Raw genomic sequence first — 22,745 nt, forward strand, 5'->3', positions numbered from 1 at the left:
GCTCAATGGATTACTTCAGAGTATCCCAGGTCTTCTGGATTTCATCGGTAACCTGCTGAGAAGATTTACCGTCAGCATAGTTAACCATACCAGTCCAGAATGCGCCTGCACCGATCTTACCTGGCATCAGGTCAGAGCCATCGAAGCGGAACGTGGTTGCACCAAGAAGGATTTGACCCTGCTTCTTAAGCGTGTCGTTGCCGTAAGCATCAACATTTGCTTTCTTAAACGGAGTCAAGAAGCCAGACTGTGCCATCCACACTTCGTGAGCGATAGGAAGCTGAAGGAACTTCATAAACTCGCGAGCTGCTTTGGAGTCTTTAGTGATAGACCACATAGTACCTGCACCAAGAACCGGTTTACCCAGATCTTTTGACTCGTAAGCCGGGAAGTAGAAGAAGTCAGCATCTTCACCAAGCGCAGTGCCTTCAGGGAAGAATGAAGGAATGAATGACGCCTGACGGTGCATATAACACTTAGCAGGTGAGCTGAACAGACCTTTAGGGCTGTCACGGAAGTCAGAGGCCGCTACAGTGCTCTTACCGCCTTCAACGTATGCGTCCTGAATAAACCAGCCAAACTCATCTATAGCTTCTTTAACCTTAGGATCGTTAAACGGCATTTCATTAGATACCCACTTGTCGTAATCCTGAGGAGATTGCGTGCGAAGCATCATATCTTCAACCCAGTCAGTTGCCGGCCAGCCTGTTGCGCCACCACTACCCAGACCGATACACCAAGGCTTAGTGCCGTCTTTAGCGATCTGCTTAGTCAGTGCTTTCAGCTCTTCCATAGTTTCAGGCACTTCGTAGCCTGCATCTTCAAAGTTTTCAGGCACATACCAGACCAGAGACTTCAGATCCACCTTGTAGAAGAAACCAAATAGCTGATCTTTGCCTTTTTCATCAGCGAAAGTACCAAGGTCTACCCAGGATGAACCTGCTGCATAGTTCTTGTTAATCCATGGTTTCCAGTCACCAGAAAGCGGAGTCAGGTAACCTTTTGCTGCAAGGTTTTCAGCAAGGCCTGGCTGAGGGAAGATAGCGATGTTTGGAGCACTGCCTGCCTGTACATCGATAGCAATTTGCTGTTCGAATGAATCTGAACCTGCGTACTGAACATCAGCGCCTGTTGCTGCTTCAAAGTAAGCAATAACACTTTCAATCAGCGCCTTATCAGGACCAAGCCATGGGCCGAATACGGTAATAGTTTCACCAGTAAGGTCTGTCTTCTTTAACATCTCGTAGCTAGCCCAGTTGAAGCGGTCATCTTCACCCGGCGCGTACTTTAGGTCAGCTGCAAATGCATTGGAGGAAATAGCAAGAGCAATTGCACTGGTTAGTAGAGCTTGTTTCATTGGTAGACTCCATGTTATCAGAACTATGTTTGTTTTTATTTCGTATGTTTCGCGGACTCAACTTAATCGGTTAAGTCTATCTACATACATTAGCCATGATTTCTGAATTTGACTAAAAATAAATCTGAAGATGTGCCGGACATCAATAAAATAAACATTATTTTGGTGAATAAGTGACTTGGTTCAAAATTAGTTTTCCAAATTATCCAGTGAAGATTCTCAATTTCTCTTAATCGTTCTAGAATCAAGTATTACTTAAGCTTAGGTCAGGATTCAGGCCATGAAAAATACAGATAATAAAAAGCCGACACTTAAAGATGTAGCTGCAAAGCTAGGGGTTTCTACCGCTACCGTTTCGAACGCTTTTAACCGCCCGGATCAGCTTTCTGTTAGCTTAAGAGATAAGATACTGGCCCAGTGCCATGAGCTTGGATACACAGGCCCGAGCTTAACCGCAAGAAGCTTAAGAACCGGTAAAACCGGGGTGATAGGTGTCCTGCTTGCTGATAATCTGGCGTTTAACTTCACCGACCCGGTGGCATCACAATTTCTTGCCGGCATCTCTTCAACACTGGATGCCCAGCACGTAAACATGCTGCTGCTTCCTTCTGAAGCAGAAAACTATCTGAGTACCCAGGTCGAAACCATTCCCGACAGTTTTATTGTTTACGGAAAGCCCAAAGACAGCAGCGTTGTTGAGCGCATACAGCGCCAGGGAAAGCCGTTGGTCACCGTTGACTTTAAATTAAACAAAACACCTTCTGTCAATGTCGATAACCATAAAGCCTCCTATGAAATAGCCAAACACGCGTTAAGAGACGGCCCCAAAAATGTTCATGTCCTTGCCCTGCGCCTTGAAGCGACTCAGGCGATCTCTCTGCCAGATTTTGGTGAGCTGTATACCCGTGATGAGTCAGTTTCACGCTGCCGCTTCGAAGGGATAAAGCAGGCATTAGAAGAGGAAGGTATTGAGCTGCCAAACCGCAAAGTATGGCAAGTGCATGAGCTGGAGAAAACCACTGTTGATACGGTTTTAAGAGGCGCATTAACCGCTCCGGAAAAGATAGATGTACTACTTTGTATGAGTGACCGGATTGCGCTTTCAGCGTTGGAGGTCGCCGGTGAACTGGGAATAAAGGTCCCTGAAGAGCTCAAAATTGTCGGCTTTGATGATATTCCGGCTGCAGAGGCAAACGGCTTAACCACAGTGCATCAGCCCATTACAGAAAAAGGCCGGATCGCAGCGCAGATGGCTCTGGGACTGATTCCTCATGAGTCTATTGTTCTTCCGGTACAGATTAAGCTAAGAGCAAGCAGTTAATTAAAACGTAAATAAAAACCCTACGCCTACAGGAGTACTCACAATGAGTAACGAACAATTAGAAAGACGTTGGTGGCACAACGCCGTTGTTTATCAGATTTATCCTCGCAGCTTTAACGATTCAAACGGAGATGGTATCGGCGACATCCCGGGAATTATAGAAAAGCTGGACCATATCAAAGGACTGGGGGCGAATGTAATCTGGCTAAGCCCTGTTTACAAATCACCAATGGACGACAACGGCTACGATATTTCGGATTACTATGATATCGCTCCTGAGTTCGGCACTATGGCGGATATGGAAGAGCTGATCAAGCAGGCAGACGCAAGAGGCATCAAGATCGTGATGGACCTTGTGGTCAACCACACTTCCGATGAACACCCGTGGTTTATTGAATCCAAAAGCAGCAAAGACAACCCAAAACGCGACTGGTATATCTGGAAAGATCCAAAAGAAGACGGCAGCGAACCAAACAACTGGGACTCATTCTTTACACCAAAAGCCTGGGAACTGGACGAAGCAACCGGTCAGTACTACCTGCACCTGTTCAGTAAAAAGCAGCCGGACCTGAACTGGGCAAACCCGGAAGTTCGTGAAGCGGTTTACGAAATGATGCACTTCTGGCTGAAAAAAGGCCTTGGCGGATTCCGCATGGATGTAATCAACATGATTGGTAAGCCGTCAGACTTCCCGGATGCCAGCATTTTTGATGAAGGCGTTGCAGGCTGGGAGCACTGGGCAAATAACGTACTTTGCCATCAGTATCTGCGCGAAATGCATGAAAAAGTGCTTTCACATTACGATGTGCTGAATGTAGGTGAAACACCATTTACTACCACACGGGACGGACAGTTCTACTCCAACCCGGCGCGTAAAGAGCTCAGCATGATCTTCCACTTTGAACATGTGGGCATCGACCGCGAAGAGCACAACGCCGTCCGCAAGCCTTTTGATCTGGTCAAGTACAAGGAAATCATGTCCCGCTGGCAGGATGACCTTTACCAGAAAGGATGGAACAGCCTGTACTGGAGCAACCATGATCAGGCCCGTACCGTTTCCCGTTACGGCAACGACAGCCCTGAATACCGTGTAATCAGCGCCAAGATGCTGGGAACCATTCTGCATATGATGAGCGGCACGCCGTATATCTATCAGGGCGAAGAGCTGGGCATGACCAACAAACACTTCAGCAAAATTGAAGAGTTTAATGATCTGATGGCTAAGTTCCACTACCAAAAAATGATGGAAAAAGGCATTGCACCAGAAGATGCAATCAAGTTCCTGAACCACTTCTCCCGCGACCATGCGCGAGTTCCGGTTCAGTGGGATACCTCAGACAATGCAGGCTTTACCAGCGGCACACCATGGCTTCCGGTAAACCCTAATTACACTGAAATCAATGCTGAGCAGGCTGTTGCTGATCAGGATTCGGTATACCACTATTACCGCAAACTGGTTGCCATCCGTCAGGGTGCTGATTACGGCGATGTTGTAACTTACGGTAAACACCAGTTACTGGATCCACAGGATGCCGAAGTGTACGCCTACCTGCGTTTCTATGACGGCAAAACACTACTGACCATTGCCAACTTCACCGGAGAAGAGCAGGTCAGAAGCTACGAAAACCAGCTAAAGAAAGTGGTACTAAGTAACTATGAAACCGATATCTCTTCGCTTTCAGAACTAACGCTTAAGCCATACCAGGCGTGCATTTTTGAAGTAGAGTAAGAAACCAAAAGCCCATAGCCCTGACTCTTATACACAAATATTAAAGTGACCAGAGAACGGTTCTCCCCCTTGAGTGAAAAAGCCTAATTGGTTGATAAAGCTAATAGAAGGGGGAGTTAGAGGGGGTTGGTTATGCCATGCATGGTTAAACCACCAAAACTTAAGCTCATGAGAAACAACCCCTCCCTGCCTCCCCTTCGATGTTACTTCTTCGAAAATCCGGCCTTTCGAGGCTAAGGGGAGGAGCATTCTTTGGCTCCTTAAACTTGTGTATAAGAGTCAACCCCATAACCCCATAGCCCTATCCCCCCTAACCTGCAACCCCATTCTCCCCCCCCTACGACATGAATTGCATAGCATTTTTAATATCCCCAATTCAAAAACTACGAAATATCTATTAGAATCAACTGGCCAAATAAAAACAGATGTACAACAACGAGGCAGGCTAGATGAGAGCAAATACCGCAGTTGGGGAGAGACCGAAAATCAAACCGATTTCAACACCTAAAGCAAACGAATCCACCATCAATAGTACTGATGCTATTGATATGATTAATCACGGCAGTGAACTGACCATCAATATCACGACTCCGGTTGGCATAAAGTACATGGGCAAGGCTCGCTTTATTGGCTCTCACTCTGATAATCTGTTTCTTATTGAGCCACCTGAAATATCCGGTGAAGACTATGATTACTTCTTTCAGGAAGGTTTCTGGATAAATATCAAAGCCATATCTCAGCGGGGCGAAGGCGCTATTGTCCAGTTCCGTTCCCAGATTGAACACATTTCCCATGACCCGATGAAGATGGTGATGGTGAAAATTCCGGGCATGGTAAAAATCCATCAGTTGCGTAAAGAGCCAAGATATGACGTAAATCTTGAGGCAAGGGCGGTTGTAGGTTCACGGAAAATCGAATGTGAAATCCGCGACCTTTCAAAAGGCGGCTGCCGCTTTGTCACCAGTTCGCTGGCCAACTCATTCCACGTCGGTGACGATATTTCGCTGGAAATCATCACCAACAACAAATCAAAAGTTCAGCTCCTCCCGCTCCAGGGACACATTTGCAACCTTCAAAGCTCTCTGCATTACGCTAAGTACGGTATTCAGTTTGATGATATCGGCTCAGCCAATGTGAAAACTCTGCTGAGTTATCTGAAGTTTGATGGAACCAAGCTGGCGTTAAAGGTTTGATTTTTTCCAATCCCCACTAACCCCTAACTCTTATACGCAAATATTAAAGTTACCAAAGAACGGTTCTCCCCCTTGAATGAAAGAGCCTAACTGGTTGATAAAGCTAACAGAAGGGGGAGTTAGAGGGGGTTGGTTATGCCATGCATGGTTAAACCACCAAAACTTAACCCCATGAGAAACAACCCCTCCCAGCCTCCCCTTCGATGCTACTTCTTCGAAAATCCGTCCTTTCGAGACTAAGGGGAGGAGCATTCTTTGGCTCCTTAAACTTGTGTATAAGAGTCAGCTCTAACTCTGCAAATTTATCACCATTAATCCTACTTCCTCAACGCATTTAGCTTCGCTTGCGCAATTCCAAACACGGTATTGATTGGATAACTGCCCTCTTCACTTGGCTCACCTGCCGGTTTGCCGGTAAACAGCTCTATCGCCTCCGAGACATGGTCAATGGCCCAGATATGAAACTCGCCGCGCTCTACCGCTTTCACAATATCCTGCCTTAGCATCAGGTTATGAACATTTGAGCGCGGGATAATTACACCCTGTTCATGATGACGACCTTTGATCACACAGACATCAAAGAAGCCTTCAATCTTCTCATTTACACCGCCTATCGGCTGTGCCTCACCAAACTGATTCATAGAGCCGGTAATCGCAATATCCTGCCTGTTCGGCTGCCTGGAGAAAGCCGACACCACAGCACAAAGCTCTGCCATGCTGGCGCTGTCACCATCCACTCCACCGTAGGACTGCTCAAAAGTGATATTGGTGGTCAGAGGGATCCGCGCTGTCTTGCCAAACACAGAAGAGATATAAGAAGAGAGAATCATCACCCCTTTAGAGTGAATGCTTCCACCCAGATCGACACTGCGCTCTATATCAATCACCTCACCTTCACCGTAAGAAGTGACGGCGGTAATACGGTTAGGCACACCAAACATATGGTCGCTGGTGCTGAGCACAGACAGAGCATTAACCTGACCAACCGCAGAACCCGAGGTCAAAATCAAAGTGGTGCCGTTAACAAAGGACTCCATCACATTATCCTGCAGCCGATTAACGCGCATTTCCTGATTCTTCAGCGCCTGATCCACATGACTAACCCGAATCAGATTAGACCTGGCACCTTTAGCCACATAGTTGGACTCACGCAGCAAATTAGCAATATGCGCCGAGTGCAGCGAAAGCTTTTTCTGATCCCCCGCCATGCGTGAACTGTGCTCAATAATCCGTGCGATAGCTTTACGGTCACAATGCAGCATACCACTGTCATGCACTATGCTGGAGATAAAACGGGCATAGTTCAGCTCAGCCTTCTCTGTCCGGTCCATCTCATCTTCAAAATCAGCTGTTACCCGGAACAGTTCACCAAATTCAGGATCATAATGCTGAAGCAGCTGATAAGTCCGGTAATCACCGAACATAATAATTTTTACATCCAGCGGTATCGGCTCAGGATCAAGTGAGACAGCACCTGTAAGAGTCACCTCTTTCTCCAGCGAAGTCAGGCTTAGCTGCCTTGATCTTAACGCCCGTTTCAGCCCGTCCCAGACATAAGGCTGCTCAAGTACCTTAATCGCATCAATCAGCAGAACACCACCGTTGGCTTTATGCAGAGCACCGGGGCGGATCAGAGAGAAATCGGTAAATACCGTGCCTTTAAAAGTGGCGGTTTCGGTATAGCCAAACAGCGTATGATAATTCGGACTCTCTTCCACAATAACAGGAAGCTGTTCAGAGCTCTGATTGACCAGAACGTTAATCTTATAACGCCTTGGCAGTTTCTTATCTAAAGAGGCTGCGGCGATTTCACCCTGCTCATTGCCCTCTTCCAGAAAGGCTTCTACATTCTCCACAATATCTTTCTGCATATCGGTGAGATATTTCTTTATCTCGCTGTAGCCCACATACTTCTTCTTCAGCTCTTTGATAAAGTGAGTAATCACATCCAGTGTCACTTCATCGTTCAGTTTCTGGATCTTTTCGCTGTACTCTTCTTCCCACTCGGTTAACTGGCGAACCATACTTCTGAGCTGAATTTCCAGCTCGTCGATATTCTGGCCAAAGCGCTCCTGCTCCTTTCTGGGCAGCAGATCAAAGGTCTCTTCCGTATGCTGCTCTTCGCCGTTCATGGCGATAAACTGGTAGTCACCCTGAGTCGTCAGCGTCAGGCTAATGTCTTTCTCTTTTGCCTCTTTACTGATCTCCTCAAGCTCACCCTGCTGTTTCTGGCTTAGCTGTCCCTTGAGCTTTTCAGCCCGGCTGTAATACATTTCATTGTCGAAAGCGAGCGGCAACGCCTTCACTAACTTAACCATTAGCTTTTCGATATCCTGACGGAATTTGTTCCCCATTCCGGCAGGAAGCCTGAGCACTTTTGGCGTCCGGATATCTTCAAAGTTGGCGACATAACACCAGTCATGCAGCGAATCCACTTCATGCTGATGCCGGTTCAGATATCTAAGGATCATAGTCCGCTTACCCAGACCATTGCGTCCTATCGCATAAATATTGTATCCCTTCTCCTTGATTGACATAGCAAATTCAACCGCTTTCTGGGCGCGCTCTTGTCCTACGATTTCGTCAATCGGCGGCAATTCTTTGGTTGATTTGCAGGGAAGCAGCTCCTGTTGGGCGGCATGATAAAGTTGGGCGGATGTTAAAGGGGTAACTGGCATGAATACCTCCGGGATACGTACTGCTGAGCTTGTTAACACCAGTTTAGTAATATTTTCTTTACATTTTAGTGATTTAACCGGAATTCATGAACAAGCGGTCAATAATTAGACAAAACAGGACTAAAAAAAGGGGATCCTTCACATTAAGAAAAGATCTAAATTTGATCTCCGTCCCAGTTTTCAGAAAATAGATGTCTATCACAGTGTGTCTGTCTCAAAGTTAATACAATCCTTCCCTTATGCAACACAGACTCAGGCAACGGTAAATGCGGGCTCCTCTCTCAGGAATGAAATTAGCGGATATGGCGGATCTCAGCCAGCGCAGGTTAAATGCTATTTATTTGGTATTTTCCACCGCAATTCTGCTTCTGTTTCTGCTTTATGGCTGCGTAAACCTAATGAAAGAGAATTACACGGTAGCCAGCTCAAATATCATTTGTGCCCTGCTTAGCCTGTTTAATGTGTGGCAGGTTAAAAACCGCCCGGAAAGCAGTTATCCTACGCTATGCGTCACACTTGCACTGCTTATTGACACCAGCAAGAATATTCTTCACCTGGGATCACCAGAAACTCAGGCCTTCTGGATTTTTCCGGCAATGGCTGCCGTCATCTATCTGAACAAGTTTAAGGTCGGTGTGATACTCACGGTTGTGTTCTCTCTTTGCACCGCTGCTGTTATCTCCATAGGCGGTGACTTTAGTTCCCCGGTTAACCTGTCAGCACTTATGGAAAACCGCATTTTTATCGCCTTTGTTGCCACCTGTACCGTCTGCCTGATATCCAACTACTTCTTCTATAAAACCCTGAACTACATTCAGGAACTTTATCAGTCCGGCATTCAGGAGCTGGCCTACAAAGACAAACTCACAGGTCTGGCAAACCGCTGGTCATTTGAAAGCTGGGCTAACACCACTCTGGAAGAAGAGCGCTACAGCAAAAATATCACCGCGCTGGTGTTTTTAGATATCGACAACTTTAAAACCATCAATGACAACTATGGTCATGATATGGGTGACAAACTTCTGCAGGATTTTGCCAAAAGACTCTCCAACAGTATTCGCCATACCAACAGAAAGACCAATGAGTATGAGTACTCCATTGCACGTTATGCCGGTGATGAGTTTATGCTGTTGCTGCACGATGTGCCTGATATGCAGGTTCTGGAAAATATCGTCAGACGCATCAATGATCTGTTTTCTGCCGATTTTGTTGAAGAGCAGGTTACAGAGCCTCTTACTTTCAGCATAGGGGTTGCTGTATTCAGGAAAGATGCGGAAAAACTGGAAGATTTGATTCGCTGTGCAGACAGAGCGATGTACGAAGCCAAGCGGGAAGGGAAAAACTGCTATCAGTTTTATCAGCCTGCGGAAGAAACAGACGCAACGCAAGACGCAGAAACTGGCCCTGCGCCGAAATTACATCTGGTCGGAGACCTTTAAATCAACAAGCTACTGGCTTGGAAACATAAACTGAACCCAGAGCCAGAAAATAACCAGAACCAGTGACCACACTATCACGCGTAAAGGTGATAACTCAGGGATCCGGCGTTTCTTGCCTGCCTTTCCCGGCTGCTCCTGCTGCATTTTAGCTTTTGCCTGTGCCCTGGCCTGCGCGCGAGCTCTCACCGGATCGAGCACCGCTTTATAAAGATCGCGCTTCTCCCGCTTTTCTTCCGCTTTATTCGCCACATCAGAAAAACGCTTACGCTGATTGCTGGACAGATCCATATCCGGGTCATAGGGTTTCGTTCTGACAGGATCTGAATGTCTGCGTTGTAATGCCACAAAGACCTCCTTTCCTAAAGCGTCATATAATCTAATTATAGACCGTCAAGGAAATGACTTACAATTACACAGCGCACAGGTTCAGTTCAATAGACCTAATAACCAACCACAACGTCATCTACACATACGTCTCTGTCAAAACTTCATCGATCTGCTCTTCGGGCAGAAACTGCTTAGCGTACTTATTATGCACATCGTTATTGAGCATCAGCTTGAACAGCTCATCATCCAGGTGCTTATCCTTCACCATAAAGCTGACAATTTTTACTGCCTCACTCAATGTCTTGGCCTTCTTATATGGCCTGTCGGCAGCCGTTAGCGCCTCGAACACATCGGCTAAGGCCAGTATCCGGGTTGCCACCGGCAGATGCGCCTCGTCCAGTTTTTTCGGATAGCCTGTTCCCAGCAGGGTTTCATGATGACCACCGGCATATTCAGGAATTCTGGACAGCTCCTGAGGGAACGGCAGCGCATTCAGCATTCTGATGGTGGTGATCACATGCTCATTGATGCGGTAACGCTCCTCATCACTCAGTGTGCCTTTACGAATGCAGAGGTTATAAACCTCGCCCTGATTTGCCTGATACTCAGGAACCGGTATCTTGATATCTTCGCCGATTTTCTCCTTCGGACTTTTTACCCAGCTAATTAAATGCTCATCTTTATCTGCTAAGAGGTTTTCAACCACCGGAAGCGGCGCAGCCGGATGGTTTGCAATTCTCCGGTCCTGCTCCGGAGACAGCCCCAGTCTGTCATCCAGGTTACGAACCCAGGTCTGAGCCGCGATCGCTTTAACCCGCCCGATAAGCTCATCAGCCATAAACTCTCCGCCAACATTACAGCGGGCGATAAAGGCGTAATCCTCTTTTATCTGGTTCTGACGCTCTGTCAGTTTTTCACTCAGGGTTTCCGGTGACTTACCTTCTGAAATCCCCTTCCAGTACTCAATTTCCGCATCCCGCCACAACACTTCAAAGCGCATACGGATCTCATGAATACGGTTGTAGATGGTTTCCAGTTTAGTGCCCTTATCGACCACATGCTCCGGTGTCGTCACCTTACCGCAATCATGCAGCCAGGCTGCGATCTGAAACTCGCGCCACTCTTCTTCCGTTGTAAGTTTAAAGTCTTTGAATGCCGGAAGGTCACTGTCACTTGCCAGTTCAGCCAGCATAATGGCCAGTTCCGGCACGCGTTCGCAATGGCCTGCGGTATAAGGCGATTTTTCATCGATCGCAAGCGCGATAAGCTGAATAAACGAATCCATTAACTCCTGCTGGTTCTTCTGGTACTCCTCTATGGAAGCCGCCATGGAAACCATGGAGTCAGACAAGTCACTCATCTCAACAATGCGGCTGGGCACCGGCTTAACCGCATCGAACTCACGCCGTTTTATTTTCTCATTTTCACCCGACAGTATCCGGACCGGTTCCACAATGATATTGGAAAAGTAGTAAAGCACAGGAAGCAGCAGAAATAGTGCCCCAAGAGAGATCATCATAGAGAAATGGACTTTTTCCATATACGGTCCATAGATATCGTCCGTCGGGATCAGAAAGCCGAGAAACTCATCCGGCCCCAGGTTTGAGTCGATACGCTGAACATATAAGGTGTACTCCCGGCTCTGTACCGATGTATTCTGCAAAGAAAAACCACCACTACTGCTCTCTTTCGCCATGCTGACAAACTCAAGAAACGGAACAGAGCCCGCTTCGATATTGTGCTCTTCCTCATCTGAAAGCTTTGTTGTAACAAGCGTCTTTTTCTCAGAATCCATATCAAAGGAGTGAGCGGCAATTTTTCCCTCGGAGTCAAAAATCAGGGACTGACCGCTATTCAGCACTCGATTCTCTTTAAGGAAACCAGACATATTTTCCAGCGAAATATCAACCGCAAATACATGCTCGCTATTCTGAATTCGTTTTGCGTATGTCACACCAGAGGCCTGAAGATTATGAAATAGGTACGGCGCCGTCTTGATGGTACTCTGACTGCCAAGCGCCTCAGTATACCAAGGCCGGACATTGGCGTAGTAACTGCTCGGCTCATCGTGCTGATGAGTTAAAACAAAGTAATTATTGTAATACTCGAATACCCGCTTTCTGCCGGATGCCGTATCATGAATTTTTATTACCAGCCAGCGGTCTGACTTATTCGCATTGAGCCTGTCTCTTAAGTTTTTACTGCTGTCTAAGTTGATCAGCTCATAAAAATCACCGTTGGCATAGCCGATATACATGGCATACAGGTAATCCTGCTGCTGCATCGCTTTTGCCATTGTATGCGTGACCGGGTGGAGGAATTCGCTGCTGATTCTGCGGTCAATGCTGGGAAACTCTGACAATATTTCAGCCAGCCCGCTGCTCTCGGCATCAATACCATGAATTCGCTCACTGACGCCGGTTGCCGCACTGTGAAGCATTTCGGTGGCCGCTTCTTTTGCCAGGCTCTGGCTGAAGTAGTACTGAAGAGAAAGTGCAACGGATACCGTCAGTGCTGACAGGAACAGAAATAACGCTATTACCGTCACTCTCATACTGAAAGTGGCTGTTTTAAAATAATCACTCATAAGCGACTCGTCTATTAACCAACTGATTATTGTATGTTTTATGTACTAATTATCAGTTTAGAAGGTTTATTCTAATAAACAAGGCGAATATAAAATGGATATTTAATACTCAAAAAAATACCCGGCGATAAAGCCGGGTACCTTAACAAGCATTAACTGAGATGAAATTAAAGCTCTTTATTGATTGTATGCTCTTTTGGTAGCTGGTGAGCGATACCTTTGTGACAGTCGATACAGGTCTGGCCTTCATCTTCTGCCTTATCATGGATATCAGCCGCAACCGGCTTCTGAGCAACAAAGTCCATGTACTCAAAGTTGTGACAGTTACGACACTCCTGAGAGTCGTTAGCCTTCATACGATCCCACTCGCGAGTCGCCATTTCCATACGATGCTCTTCAAACTTCTTACGGGTATCAACCTTACCGGTCAGCTTACCCCAAAGCTCTTTGCTCGCCTGGATCTTACGGATCATCTTAGGACCCCACTCTTTTGGTACGTGACAATCCGGACAGGTTGCACGTACACCAGAGCGGTTAGTGTAGTGAATTGTACCAATGTACTCTTCATACACGTTGTTTTCCATCTCGTGACAGCCAATACAGAACTCTTCCTGGTTACTCATCTCCATACCGGTGTTAAAGCCACCCCAGAAGATAATACCGGCAACGAAGCCCACTGTAAGAAGCGTACCAAGAGCAAGATGACTAGGCTTGGTAAACCACGCCCAAAGGCGTTTAATTAGTCCCATAGCTCCCCCTACTCACCGAATTTACCGGCAGGCTTGAACTCGTTCACAACCAGCGGCTTAGCATCTACCTGAGTTACGTGACACTGCAGACAGAAATAACGGCGAGGCGCTACTTCAGTCAGCATCTTATCATCACGATCCATATAGTGAGTTGGACTTACACGTGGCGCTTTAGCTTTACGGTAAGTACTTACATCATGACACTCAAGACAACCATTGTTACTTGGGTTAAGTTGTACCTGACCCGTTTCGTGCGGGATAAGTGGTGGCTGGTTTACATAATCCAGACCCAGCATATCCTGGCTTTTAGGAACACGCTTAAGACCACTTACCGTGTTTCCTTCGTTTATTTCCTGAGCACCCCGAAGTGATGTCACTTCAGCTAAAGCTGCCGTACTAACTAAAGCCGCCAGCAGCGCAGACACGACAAACTTATTCTTCATATTTAGCTCCAGTTCTAATTCTAAATTCGAATACTTTTTCAGCACAGACGTCGATACAGCGACCGCAACTAATGCAATCCTGACTCATTACTTTTCTGTCCCCTTCCTTCAGAGGTTGTCTGAGGATTTTTGGTTCAGGACAGACGTTGTAACAGTCCATACAGTTATTACATTTTTCCCGATCGGTCGCGGTTACTCTCAACAAGCTGTAACGACCGATTACGCCATAGGTAGCACCTAACGGGCACAAGTGTCCGCACCAACCATGCTCTGTAAGCAGCAGGTCGATAAGGAATACCATCACTATCAGAGTCCAACCCGCACCGAAACCGAAGATTAATCCACGGTGTAGCGCAGCAACCGGATCTATCCATGCCCAGAGAAGTGTGCCGGTAGCAGCACTTCCGATGAGGATGGCAGCCAGTAACCAATAGCGCATCGAAGACGGCCATTGATAACTTGCTTTCATACCGGTTTTTCTGCGTATCCAGGCAGCCAGATCTGTCACAAGATTGACAGGACAAATCCAGCCACAAAACATACGCGGACCAGCGATTGCGTAAAAACCGGCTACGACCAGACCACCAATAATGGCAGTAGTTTCCGGCCAGAAGCCTGTCGCCAGTGTTTGCAGAAGCAACAGAGGGTCTGTCATCGGAATCACTCCGAGCAGTTCACTCGAAGAGAGGTTACCGGTCAGAATTCCCCATGTTGGCCCCATCATAAACGTCACAATAACGGAAACCTGCATCAGACGACGGAGGATCAGAAAACGGTTCGCATGCCAAAGGCCATTGCGCTTCGCTGATTCCTTACCTGCGTCTTTCGCCAGATTCTTTGCAGACTTAACTTTTGGTTTAACAGCCATTACAGACCTCCATTCTTAACACCGTCAGGATTCCCCTCTGGTGCACGGTTTGGTAAGTCCATCTGCTCTGGGATCAGGCTCTCTCCACCGTGTTTCTGTTTCTCTTCCCAGCCCAGGCGGTAGTGGTGACCAAGCTCACCTTTCGCTAACGCTGTTGGAACAACCTTAATGGCTGTTACTTCCAGTACACACGCCTCTTCACATTTACCACAACCGGTACACTTATCAGTGACAACCGTCGGGATAAACATAGCGTGCACACCAGTACGCTGGTTTCGAATTGGCTCAAGGGTTATCGCTTCATCAATCAATGGACAGACACGGTAGCAAACATCACAACGAAGGCCCTGCCAGTTCAGGCAAGCTTCATGGTCAATAAGAACCGCGGTTCCCATTCGTGCTTTTGCAATATCTGTTAATGAATGATCCAGCGCACCACTTGGGCACACAGGTACACAGGGGATGTCATCACACATCTCACAAGGGATGTCCCTTGCACTGAAGTATGGCGTTCCCGTCGCGACAGGTGAAAGCATTGTCGCTAATTTTAATGTGTCGTAAGGGCATGCCTGAACACACAGACCGCAGCGAAGACAGGAGTTAAGAAACTCTTCTTCCGGCAAAGCACCCGGTGGGCGAATTGGTACACTGCCCGTGTCTGCTTTGCTCTGCTTTGTCTGTAATCCAAGCACCGTCGTTGCGGCACCGACTCCAACCGCTGTACGTACGGCGTCTCGCATGAAACGCCGTCTACTGGCAGATGGTAAAGAATGTAAAATTTTCATTCTCCACTGCTCCCGTTATCGCCTTATGCCTTCTCTACCTTAACTGCACACTTCTTGTAGTCAGTCTCTTTAGATAGTGGGTCGGTCGCATCAAGCGTTAGCTTGTTGGTTAACTGACCAGCATCAAAGAATGGCATAAATACAAGACCACGAGGTACCTTGTTACGACCGCGGGTTTCAACGTGACTGATTACCTCACCACGACGAGACGCAATCTTAATTGCATCACCACGGCGCAGGCCACGTTTCTTCGCATCAAGCGGGTGCATATACACAACAGCATCCGGGAATGCACGGTACAGTTCAGGTACACGACGAGTCATAGAACCTGTATGCCAGTGCTCAAGGATACGGCCGGTACATAGCCACAGATCGTATTCGTCATCCGGAGACTCCGCAGGCGGCTCATAAGGAAGTGCGAAAATAATCGCTTTCTTATCTTTCTTACCGTAGAAAGAGAACTCTTCACCTTCGTTTACATATGGGTCATAACCCTCTGCGTAACGCCAAAGTGTCTCTTTGCCGTCAACCACAGGCCAGCGAAGGCCACGAGAGTTATGGTATTGCTCGAATGTACCCAGGTCATGATGGTGACCACGACCAAAGTAGGCGTACTCTTCGAACAGACCTTTCTGTACGTAGAAACCAAAGTCACGGGATTCATCGTTCAACTGACCTTCTGCCAGTTCATCCGTGCTGTACATGTCAACTTTACCGTTAGCAAACAGTACTTCGAACAGAGTCTTACCAGCCAGTTCAGGCTTCTTAGCAATCAGGTCTGCAGGCCACACTTCTTCAACTTTGAAGCGCTTGGAGAATTCCATTACCTGCCAAACATCCGATCTGGCTTCACCCGGTGGAGAAACCTGCTGACGCCAGAACTGTGTACGACGCTCTGCGTTACCGTAAGCACCTTCTTTTTCTACCCACATTGCCGTTGGAAGAATAAGGTCTGCAGCCATAGCCGTTACAGTTGGGTACGGATCCGATACTACGATAAAGTTCGCTGGATCGCGGTAGCCAGGGTAGCGTTCCTGATTGATGTTAGGACCAGCCTGCATGTTGTTGTTACACTGAACCCAGTAAGCATTCAGCTTACGGTCTTTCAGCATACGGTCCTGAAGTACTGCGTGGTAACCTGGTTTGCCAGGGATAGTACCTTCAGGGATGTTCCAGTGCTTCTCAGCAAATTCACGGTGCTTAGGATTCATTACCACCATATCTGCTGGCAGACGGTGTGCGAATGTACCTACTTCACGCGCTGTACCACAAGCTGATGGCTGACCGGTCAGTGAGAACGGACCACAGCCCGGCTTAGAGATCTTACCGGTTAGCAGGTGAATGTTGTAAACAAGGTTGTTTGCCCATACACCACGAGTATGCTGGTTAAAGCCCATTGTCCAGTAAGAAACGACCTTAACTTTAGGGTCTGCATACATTTCTGCCAGTTCAATCAGCTGATCTTCCGGCACACCGGAAAGCTCAGATGTATACTTAACATCGTACTTAGAAACAAACTTCGCAAACTCATCAAAAGTCATCGGAGTAGATTTCTTACTGCCCGGGTTCTTCGCTTTTTGCTCCAGAGGGTGCTCAGGACGAAGGCCGTAACCGATATCCGTTTCACCTTTACGGAAATTAGTATGCTTGTTCACGAAATCATGGTTCACTTTATCGTTAGAGATAATGTAGTGAGCGATGAAGTTCAGAATCGCAAGGTCGGTTTGCGGAGTAAAGATAATCGGGTTGTCCGCCAGTTCATAAGAACGGTGTTCAAAAGTAGAAAGAACCGCTACGCGAACATGTTTTTCAGACAGACGACGGTCAGTCAGACGGGACCAAAGGATCGGGTGCATTTCCGCCATGTTTGAGCCCCAAAGTACGAATGCATCTGCGTACTCAAGGTCATCGTAACAACCCATAGGTTCGTCCATACCAAAGGTACGGCCAAAGCCAACTACCGCAGACGCCATACAGTGACGTGCGTTAGGGTCGATGTTGTTAGAACGGAAACCGGCTTTGTAAAGCTTAGCCGCTGCATAGCCTTCCCAAACTGTCCACTGACCTGAGCCGAACATACCAACAGATGTTGGACCTTTGTCCTTCAGTGCAGCTTTAAATTTGTCGGCCATTACATCGAAGGCTTCATCCCAGCTAACTGGTGTGAATTCACCCTCTTTATCGTAAACACCATCGGTTTTACGCAGTAATGGTTGGGTCAGGCGATCCTGTCCGTACATAATCTTCGGTAGGAAATAACCTTTAATACAGTTCAGGCCACGGTTAACCGGAGCATCCGGGTCACCTTGCGATGCAACAACACGGCCATTCTGCGTACCAACCAGTACGCTACAGCCAGTACCACAGAAACGACATGGAGCCTTGTCCCAGTGTACTTCGTTGTCTTTACCAGCAGCTTGTGCAACCGATGTTGGAAGTACTACTCCCGTTACCGATGCTGCCGCTACCGCCGCGTTTGCCTTTAAGAAAGTTCGTCTACTGACACTCATGTTTTCTTCCTCAATCAAGCTCAACTTGCTCATCCATTTGGTGGAACACCAGAGTTGCAGCAAGCACCCCTGGCAGTTGTTTTATCTCATTAAACTGGTCTGCTAAGAAGTTTCTGCTATCGCCTTCGATAACCACCACCAGCTTACCCGCTTCTGAGGTTCCCGGTACTTCCGTACCAGGCATTGCTTCTATTGCAGCTTTTACTGCTTCGAGTTGGTCAGCTGCGGCGTGTACCGCTAGGCTGCTAACGTGATAACTCATCTGCGTTTCCTGCTCGTTTTATTTCAATCGCACCTACCGGACATGGCTTAATACAAGCGCCACACCCGGTACATTCTTTTTCATTCAGTATTGGTTTTGCATTTCCACCAACCTGAAGCCTGAAACTGATAGCCCGGTATTCACACATATCGCCGCAGCTTCTGCATTCAACACCGTTCAGTGACAGGCACTTTTCACCAATGACAGCAATCTGATCCCAGGGTTTTTGGGTACGAGGAACAAAAAGAGGTTCGGGACAAACATCTGCGCACTTTTCACAAAAGCTGCACTCATCAAGGGAGAAATCCACTTCCGGGAAGCCACCTTCCCCTTTAATGATCACAGAAGTCTCACACGCTTCGATACATTTTCCACAACGGGTACAGCCTTGAATAAAGGCTTGCTCATCCACAAGCCAGGGCATTCGTTGAGGAGACTCGGTGCTTATTTTTGCTTTAGGGCCACGACTAAACAGTCTGCGCCGTCCGATATCTACCAATGCATTCCTCTAAATTTCCAGCGTATTTCAAATTATGTAAATGAGATTTATTTTTATTAATAAATTCATATACATCATTCATATTTCTATTTATTGTTAATAACGTTAGTCTAGATTTTGCGAATTGCTAATAAATACCCCTTAATAGGTAAATAAATATCACACTTGCGCGAGATCAATTAATCGATACGCGTTAGTTCACACAATAGGCATGACGTACTTATATACGTTATTAATTATTTTGTCAGGAGAGCCAACTTGCACAGACCACAGATATCCATTACCAGAACCATCGCATGGGCCATGCTCTCTATCCTGTTGATTTCTGTAGTGACTGCAACAGTGACGCTTTCAGCACTTTTCTCTAGTCTGGATGATGCAGAGGCGATAAACGTTGCCGGTTCGCTGCGAATGCAGAGTTACCGCCTTGCTTTTGATATTGAAACAGAATCTCTGCTCTTTGACAGACATATAGAAGCTTACGAGCTCTCTCTGAACTCGCCTGCATTGAAATCAATAGACAATTTGATAACACCTCAACACCTGATAGACAGGTACAACAACCTGGTTAACCGCTGGACAGATTTAAAACCGCAACTTCAGTCTGAGCATCGTGGAATTTATGTCGCAGAGGTCGCAGAATTTGTTAATCAGATCGATATTTTTGTATTTGAACTGCAAAAATTTTCACAAACCAAAATGCATTTAATATCCCTTTCCTATGGAATGGGATTTATTTTTACTCTGGGTGTTGCGCTCTACGTGATTTATTTTTCACAAAAGAAAGTGGTTTCACCACTAAAACAACTTATGGTGGCAAGCAAAGAGGTACAGTCAGGTAATTTTGGATTTAAAATCAGACTGAACAGCCAGAACGAACTGGGCGTCCTTGCAAATGCCTTTAACGGCATGGCAAGAGAGCTGGAAAAGCTCTATACCGGCCTGGAGCAAAAAGTAACAGAAAAAACACACAGGCTTGAACACGCCAAAAACTCACTGGAAGTACTGTACAACTGCCAGCAGGAGCTGGGAGTCAGTCATCTGGGTGAGCATAATTTCCGCCATATTATTGAGTCCCTTCAGGAAACAGAAGGGGTTACTGCAGTAAGAATGATTGTTGGTGAAGCCGGCGCGGAGTGGACGATTCTATCCGGCGAACCTTCTGATGCTATCTGGCATAGCGAAGCACTTGTACTGGATGAAGAGGTACTTGGCACACTGGAATGGCAATATACCCTGCCCTGCCCGGATCAGGAGCTTATCGGCAACGTCGCCAAGATACTGTCACGTGGTATTTACTACAATAAGGCACAGAAACAGGCTCAGCAACTTTTGCTGATGGAAGAGCGTGCCACCATTGCCAGAGAGCTGCACGACTCCATTGCCCAGTCGCTTTCTTACCTGAAAATTCAGACAACGCTGCTAAACCGCAGCATTGCAAAAGAAAATGTGAACCAAGCATCTGAAACTGCTAAAGAAATAGATAAACAGCTCAGCGCCACCTATACTCAGTTAAGAGAGCTGCTCAGCACCTTCCGTCTGACAATTGAAAAAGCGGATCTTGGCGAAGCGCTGCTTGAACTACTTAAGCCACTTGAAGAGCAGACGGATGCTGAAATTATTCTGGACAACAAACTGGCTTCGATCTCGCTGCGTGCGAATCATCAGGTGCATGTTATCCAGCTAGTTCGTGAGGCTGTGATTAATTCCATTAAGCACGCTTCACCAAAAACAATAAAAATAAGCTGTCAGGAATCTGATGGCAGAGTAGATATCAGAATTACCGACGATGGCACCGGCTTCTGCACAAGTGTAGAAAAACTGAATCACTACGGTTTAACCATAATGTCAGAACGTGCCGACCGGCTTGAAGGAAATCTGAATATCGACAGCAAACCAGGAGAAGGCTGCACTATCCAGCTTTCATTCCCACTTGATACATAACACTGGAAACATACATGTCTATCTGGAACGTACTTATCGTTGACGACCACCCTCTTATGCGCAGAGGGGTAGTACAGCTTCTCTCTTTTGAGGACGAATTCAACGTCGCAGCAGAAGCAAGCAACGGGGCTGATGCGGTCGCATTAGCCTGTCAGGATGAACCGGATCTTATCCTGCTTGATCTTAATATGAAGGGAATGTCCGGACTTGATACGCTGAAAGCCCTGAGACAAGAAGGTGTAACGGCGACAGTCATCGTACTTACCGTTTCTGACAGCAGCTCAGATATCCGCGCCCTGATCGATGCCGGTGCAGACGGGTATCTGCTCAAAGATACCGAACCGGATGAGCTGATTGAACTGATCAAAAAAGCCATGACCAGCGGCAGCGCTTTCAGCGATGTGGTACTTGAGGTACTTCGTGAAAAATCAGAAACCGACGATCTCTTCTCGGCTCTGACAGAGCGTGAAAGTGAAATCATGACAGAAGTCGCTAAAGGCCTGAGTAACCGCCAGATCGCAGAGCGTCTGTTTATTTCTGAATCTACGGTAAAAGTGCACATTAAGAGCCTGCTTAAGAAGCTCAAAGTAAAATCCAGGGTTGCCGCAACCGTGCTTTATCTGGAAAGTCACGGAAAAGCCTGATTTATTTATCAAAAAGCCCGCAATCCCCTGCGGGCTTTTCCAATTAAGCCCTTCGTATTTATCTGCCTTCTGCAAAAACAGTGCATTGAGTTGCGCACATGAGAATTTTATCAGTATCAAAGATCCTATTTCTCATATTTCCTGAAACTGGCTTATTCTTAGATTGAGGCAGTACAACTTTCAACCAGCACTCGGTGCCCTATTTTAACAAAAACTCACCGACCTTGTGCTTAAGTCAGAAGGTAATAAGGCTATGCCTAAAAAAAGAAAACAGAAAGGTTTATCGGTTGTCGAATTCTCTATCGTTGCTACGGTTTTCTTTGCCGTGTTTTTCACCGTTGTGGATTTCGCTGTATATGGGTATGTCAAGCTCACCATGCAAAACGCGGTTCGCGAGGGGGCTCGTTACGCAGTTACCGGACAAACCAATTTAGATCCCAATAACTCAGGCGACAGAAAAGCAGCCATACTTGAGCGAATTTCCCTATCCTCTGACGGGCTAATGGATGACGTTGTAACAGACATTTGGATTGAAGATAAGGACGGCAACCCTGTTATAGAGTTAGATGGCAACGGTAATGCAATTTTAGACTCAGACGGCAACACTATTATCTCCTTTGGCGGAGCGGGCCAATTTATCGCTATTCATATCGCCTGTGAATGGCCAGTATTAAGCCCTTTGCTCTATCCAGTCATTGATAGCAATGTTTACACATTTACCGTTAGTACAGCGATGAAAATTGAGAATTACTGAGGTGCAAAATGCATAAACTAAACTATCAAAGCAGAAATTCAGAATTAAAAGGATTTGCCTCAGTCGAACTGACCTTAGTTCTACCGGTACTATTATTGTTAATGCTTGCTATCTACGAGTTAACCAACATTATCCAGGCAAACAGTATCACCATTAATTTAGGTCGTGAAATTGCCAATATGACATCCCGTTCCCCTCAGAGCAGTACAGATGACCCTGACTATATTCAGGACATTATGGATATTGTCGCGACTACCTCTGGCTCTCTCGATTTTACTACCGATGGTGTCATCTATGTAAGCAAGGTTGTAGGACAAGGAACAACAGCAAATCCATACAGAGCACCTTATATTCAAGCACAGTATAAATGGAACCGCTCAGGCATTAATGAACCTAGCATTACCTGGAGTAATTGCAACAGTTGGGTATCAGGTGAGTGTACTTCTCCAAACCTGGATCCGAGTAATGAAAACAATCGTATAGTGATAAGCAACTTTCCTGTACACGGCGGTGAAGTTGCGGGCTATGGCTCTGGTGAAAAGCAACTGAGTGCCGGAAAAGTTATCTATGTTGTAGAAGTTATCTATCGGTATACCCCTATAACAACATTCTTTCTCAAACATAGCATCATGCTAAGTGAAGAAACCTATATGTAA

The 22,745-nt window shown here is 46.6% G+C and carries 19 protein-coding genes; 8 read left to right on the forward strand and 11 right to left on the reverse strand.

The window, feature by feature from the left end:
* Positions 1–10: 10 nt before the first annotated feature.
* On the reverse strand, positions 11–1,357 hold the full coding sequence (locus tag L3Q72_RS18150; RefSeq protein ID WP_275133570.1) for an ABC transporter substrate-binding protein: 1,347 nt from the start codon (positions 1,355–1,357) through the stop codon (positions 11–13).
* 280 nt (positions 1,358–1,637) lie between these two features.
* On the opposite strand from L3Q72_RS18150, the gene L3Q72_RS18155 reads away from it, so the two are divergent.
* The 3 genes from L3Q72_RS18155 to L3Q72_RS18165 all read left to right on the forward strand — a co-directional run bounded on the left by L3Q72_RS18155 (position 1,638) and on the right by L3Q72_RS18165 (position 5,600).
* Positions 1,638–2,678, forward strand: a complete 1,041-nt coding sequence (locus L3Q72_RS18155; RefSeq protein ID WP_275133571.1) for a LacI family DNA-binding transcriptional regulator — start codon at positions 1,638–1,640, stop codon at positions 2,676–2,678.
* A 43-nt stretch (positions 2,679–2,721) separates the two neighbouring features.
* Entirely contained in the window at positions 2,722–4,407 is a 1,686-nt protein-coding gene (locus L3Q72_RS18160; protein ID WP_275133572.1) for an alpha-glucosidase, read from the forward strand.
* Positions 4,408–4,856: 449 nt separating this feature from the next.
* Positions 4,857–5,600 carry a flagellar brake protein gene (locus tag L3Q72_RS18165; RefSeq protein WP_275133573.1) on the forward strand — a complete coding sequence of 248 codons (744 nt, stop codon included), beginning with the start codon at positions 4,857–4,859 and terminating at the stop codon, positions 5,598–5,600.
* 317 nt (positions 5,601–5,917) lie between these two features.
* On the opposite strand, the gene L3Q72_RS18170 is transcribed toward L3Q72_RS18165, so the two are convergent.
* Entirely contained in the window at positions 5,918–8,278 is a 2,361-nt protein-coding gene (locus L3Q72_RS18170) for an ATP-binding protein (protein WP_275133574.1), read from the reverse strand.
* A gap of 266 nt (positions 8,279–8,544) precedes the next feature.
* Here L3Q72_RS18170 and L3Q72_RS18175 point away from each other — a divergent pair, with 266 nt between their 5' ends.
* Entirely contained in the window at positions 8,545–9,717 is a 1,173-nt protein-coding gene (locus tag L3Q72_RS18175; RefSeq protein ID WP_275133575.1) for a GGDEF domain-containing protein, read from the forward strand.
* A gap of 9 nt (positions 9,718–9,726) precedes the next feature.
* Here the strand turns inward: L3Q72_RS18175 and L3Q72_RS18180 are convergent, their stop codons facing one another.
* The 9 genes from L3Q72_RS18180 to napF form a co-directional block, all read right to left on the reverse strand.
* Positions 9,727–10,062: a hypothetical protein gene (locus tag L3Q72_RS18180; RefSeq protein WP_275133576.1), complete on the reverse strand. Its 336-nt coding sequence runs from the start codon at positions 10,060–10,062 to the stop codon at positions 9,727–9,729.
* Between the two features lie 118 nt (positions 10,063–10,180).
* Complete coding sequence (locus L3Q72_RS18185) at positions 10,181–12,631, reverse strand: HD domain-containing phosphohydrolase (protein WP_275133577.1); 2,451 nt, start codon at positions 12,629–12,631, stop codon at positions 10,181–10,183.
* Positions 12,632–12,798: 167 nt separating this feature from the next.
* Entirely contained in the window at positions 12,799–13,380 is a 582-nt protein-coding gene (gene napC, locus L3Q72_RS18190) for a cytochrome c-type protein NapC (RefSeq protein ID WP_275133578.1), read from the reverse strand.
* 8 nt (positions 13,381–13,388) lie between these two features.
* A complete protein-coding gene (locus L3Q72_RS18195; protein ID WP_275133579.1) occupies positions 13,389–13,823 on the reverse strand; it encodes a nitrate reductase cytochrome c-type subunit in 435 nt (144 codons plus the stop codon).
* Positions 13,813–14,691, reverse strand: coding sequence for a quinol dehydrogenase ferredoxin subunit NapH (napH, locus tag L3Q72_RS18200; RefSeq protein ID WP_275133580.1), 879 nt, complete (start codon positions 14,689–14,691; stop codon positions 13,813–13,815). Before napH ends, L3Q72_RS18195 begins: the two co-directional genes overlap by 11 nt.
* Positions 14,691–15,476, reverse strand: a complete 786-nt coding sequence (gene napG, locus L3Q72_RS18205; RefSeq protein WP_275133581.1) for a ferredoxin-type protein NapG — start codon at positions 15,474–15,476, stop codon at positions 14,691–14,693. Before napG ends, napH begins: the two co-directional genes overlap by 1 nt.
* A 23-nt stretch (positions 15,477–15,499) precedes the next feature.
* Positions 15,500–17,986 (reverse strand): nitrate reductase catalytic subunit NapA, encoded by a 2,487-nt coding sequence (gene napA / locus L3Q72_RS18210; RefSeq protein ID WP_275133582.1) that lies wholly within the window; start codon positions 17,984–17,986, stop codon positions 15,500–15,502.
* 10 nt (positions 17,987–17,996) lie between these two features.
* Entirely contained in the window at positions 17,997–18,248 is a 252-nt protein-coding gene (locus tag L3Q72_RS18215; RefSeq protein ID WP_275133583.1) for a chaperone NapD, read from the reverse strand.
* Entirely contained in the window at positions 18,232–18,747 is a 516-nt protein-coding gene (napF, locus tag L3Q72_RS18220; RefSeq protein WP_275133584.1) for a ferredoxin-type protein NapF, read from the reverse strand. Before napF ends, L3Q72_RS18215 begins: the two co-directional genes overlap by 17 nt.
* 258 nt (positions 18,748–19,005) lie before the next feature.
* Here napF and narQ point away from each other — a divergent pair, with 258 nt between their 5' ends.
* The 4 genes from narQ to L3Q72_RS18240 all read left to right on the forward strand — a co-directional run bounded on the left by narQ (position 19,006) and on the right by L3Q72_RS18240 (position 22,745).
* On the forward strand, positions 19,006–20,691 hold the full coding sequence (narQ, locus tag L3Q72_RS18225; RefSeq protein ID WP_342752178.1) for a nitrate/nitrite two-component system sensor histidine kinase NarQ: 1,686 nt from the start codon (positions 19,006–19,008) through the stop codon (positions 20,689–20,691).
* A 14-nt stretch (positions 20,692–20,705) separates the two neighbouring features.
* Positions 20,706–21,335, forward strand: a complete 630-nt coding sequence (locus tag L3Q72_RS18230) for a response regulator (RefSeq protein WP_275133585.1) — start codon at positions 20,706–20,708, stop codon at positions 21,333–21,335.
* Between the two features lie 253 nt (positions 21,336–21,588).
* On the forward strand, positions 21,589–22,089 hold the full coding sequence (locus tag L3Q72_RS18235; protein ID WP_275133586.1) for a TadE/TadG family type IV pilus assembly protein: 501 nt from the start codon (positions 21,589–21,591) through the stop codon (positions 22,087–22,089).
* An 8-nt stretch (positions 22,090–22,097) separates the two neighbouring features.
* Positions 22,098–22,745: a TadE/TadG family type IV pilus assembly protein gene (locus L3Q72_RS18240; RefSeq protein ID WP_275133587.1), complete on the forward strand. Its 648-nt coding sequence runs from the start codon at positions 22,098–22,100 to the stop codon at positions 22,743–22,745.

The sequence above is a fragment of the Vibrio sp. JC009 genome, assembly GCF_029016485.1.
Taxonomy (GTDB): domain Bacteria; phylum Pseudomonadota; class Gammaproteobacteria; order Enterobacterales; family Vibrionaceae; genus Vibrio.

What these genes read in the sequence shown, in the direction of transcription:
- L3Q72_RS18150 (WP_275133570.1), bottom strand. Translation starts at nt 1,357, where the DNA reads ATGAAACAAGCTCTACTAACCAGTGCAATTGCTCTTGCTATTTCCTCC.
- L3Q72_RS18155 (WP_275133571.1), top strand. Translation starts at nt 1,638, where the DNA reads ATGAAAAATACAGATAATAAAAAGCCGACACTTAAAGATGTAGCTGCA.
- L3Q72_RS18160 (WP_275133572.1), top strand. Translation starts at nt 2,722, where the DNA reads ATGAGTAACGAACAATTAGAAAGACGTTGGTGGCACAACGCCGTTGTT.
- L3Q72_RS18165 (WP_275133573.1), top strand. Translation starts at nt 4,857, where the DNA reads ATGAGAGCAAATACCGCAGTTGGGGAGAGACCGAAAATCAAACCGATT.
- L3Q72_RS18170 (WP_275133574.1), bottom strand. Translation starts at nt 8,278, where the DNA reads ATGCCAGTTACCCCTTTAACATCCGCCCAACTTTATCATGCCGCCCAA.
- L3Q72_RS18175 (WP_275133575.1), top strand. Translation starts at nt 8,545, where the DNA reads ATGCGGGCTCCTCTCTCAGGAATGAAATTAGCGGATATGGCGGATCTC.
- L3Q72_RS18185 (WP_275133577.1), bottom strand. Translation starts at nt 12,631, where the DNA reads ATGAGTGATTATTTTAAAACAGCCACTTTCAGTATGAGAGTGACGGTA.
- napC (WP_275133578.1), bottom strand. Translation starts at nt 13,380, where the DNA reads ATGGGACTAATTAAACGCCTTTGGGCGTGGTTTACCAAGCCTAGTCAT.
- L3Q72_RS18195 (WP_275133579.1), bottom strand. Translation starts at nt 13,823, where the DNA reads ATGAAGAATAAGTTTGTCGTGTCTGCGCTGCTGGCGGCTTTAGTTAGT.
- napH (WP_275133580.1), bottom strand. Translation starts at nt 14,691, where the DNA reads ATGGCTGTTAAACCAAAAGTTAAGTCTGCAAAGAATCTGGCGAAAGAC.
- napG (WP_275133581.1), bottom strand. Translation starts at nt 15,476, where the DNA reads ATGAAAATTTTACATTCTTTACCATCTGCCAGTAGACGGCGTTTCATG.
- napA (WP_275133582.1), bottom strand. Translation starts at nt 17,986, where the DNA reads ATGAGTGTCAGTAGACGAACTTTCTTAAAGGCAAACGCGGCGGTAGCG.
- L3Q72_RS18215 (WP_275133583.1), bottom strand. Translation starts at nt 18,248, where the DNA reads ATGAGTTATCACGTTAGCAGCCTAGCGGTACACGCCGCAGCTGACCAA.
- L3Q72_RS18230 (WP_275133585.1), top strand. Translation starts at nt 20,706, where the DNA reads ATGTCTATCTGGAACGTACTTATCGTTGACGACCACCCTCTTATGCGC.
- L3Q72_RS18235 (WP_275133586.1), top strand. Translation starts at nt 21,589, where the DNA reads ATGCCTAAAAAAAGAAAACAGAAAGGTTTATCGGTTGTCGAATTCTCT.
- L3Q72_RS18240 (WP_275133587.1), top strand. Translation starts at nt 22,098, where the DNA reads ATGCATAAACTAAACTATCAAAGCAGAAATTCAGAATTAAAAGGATTT.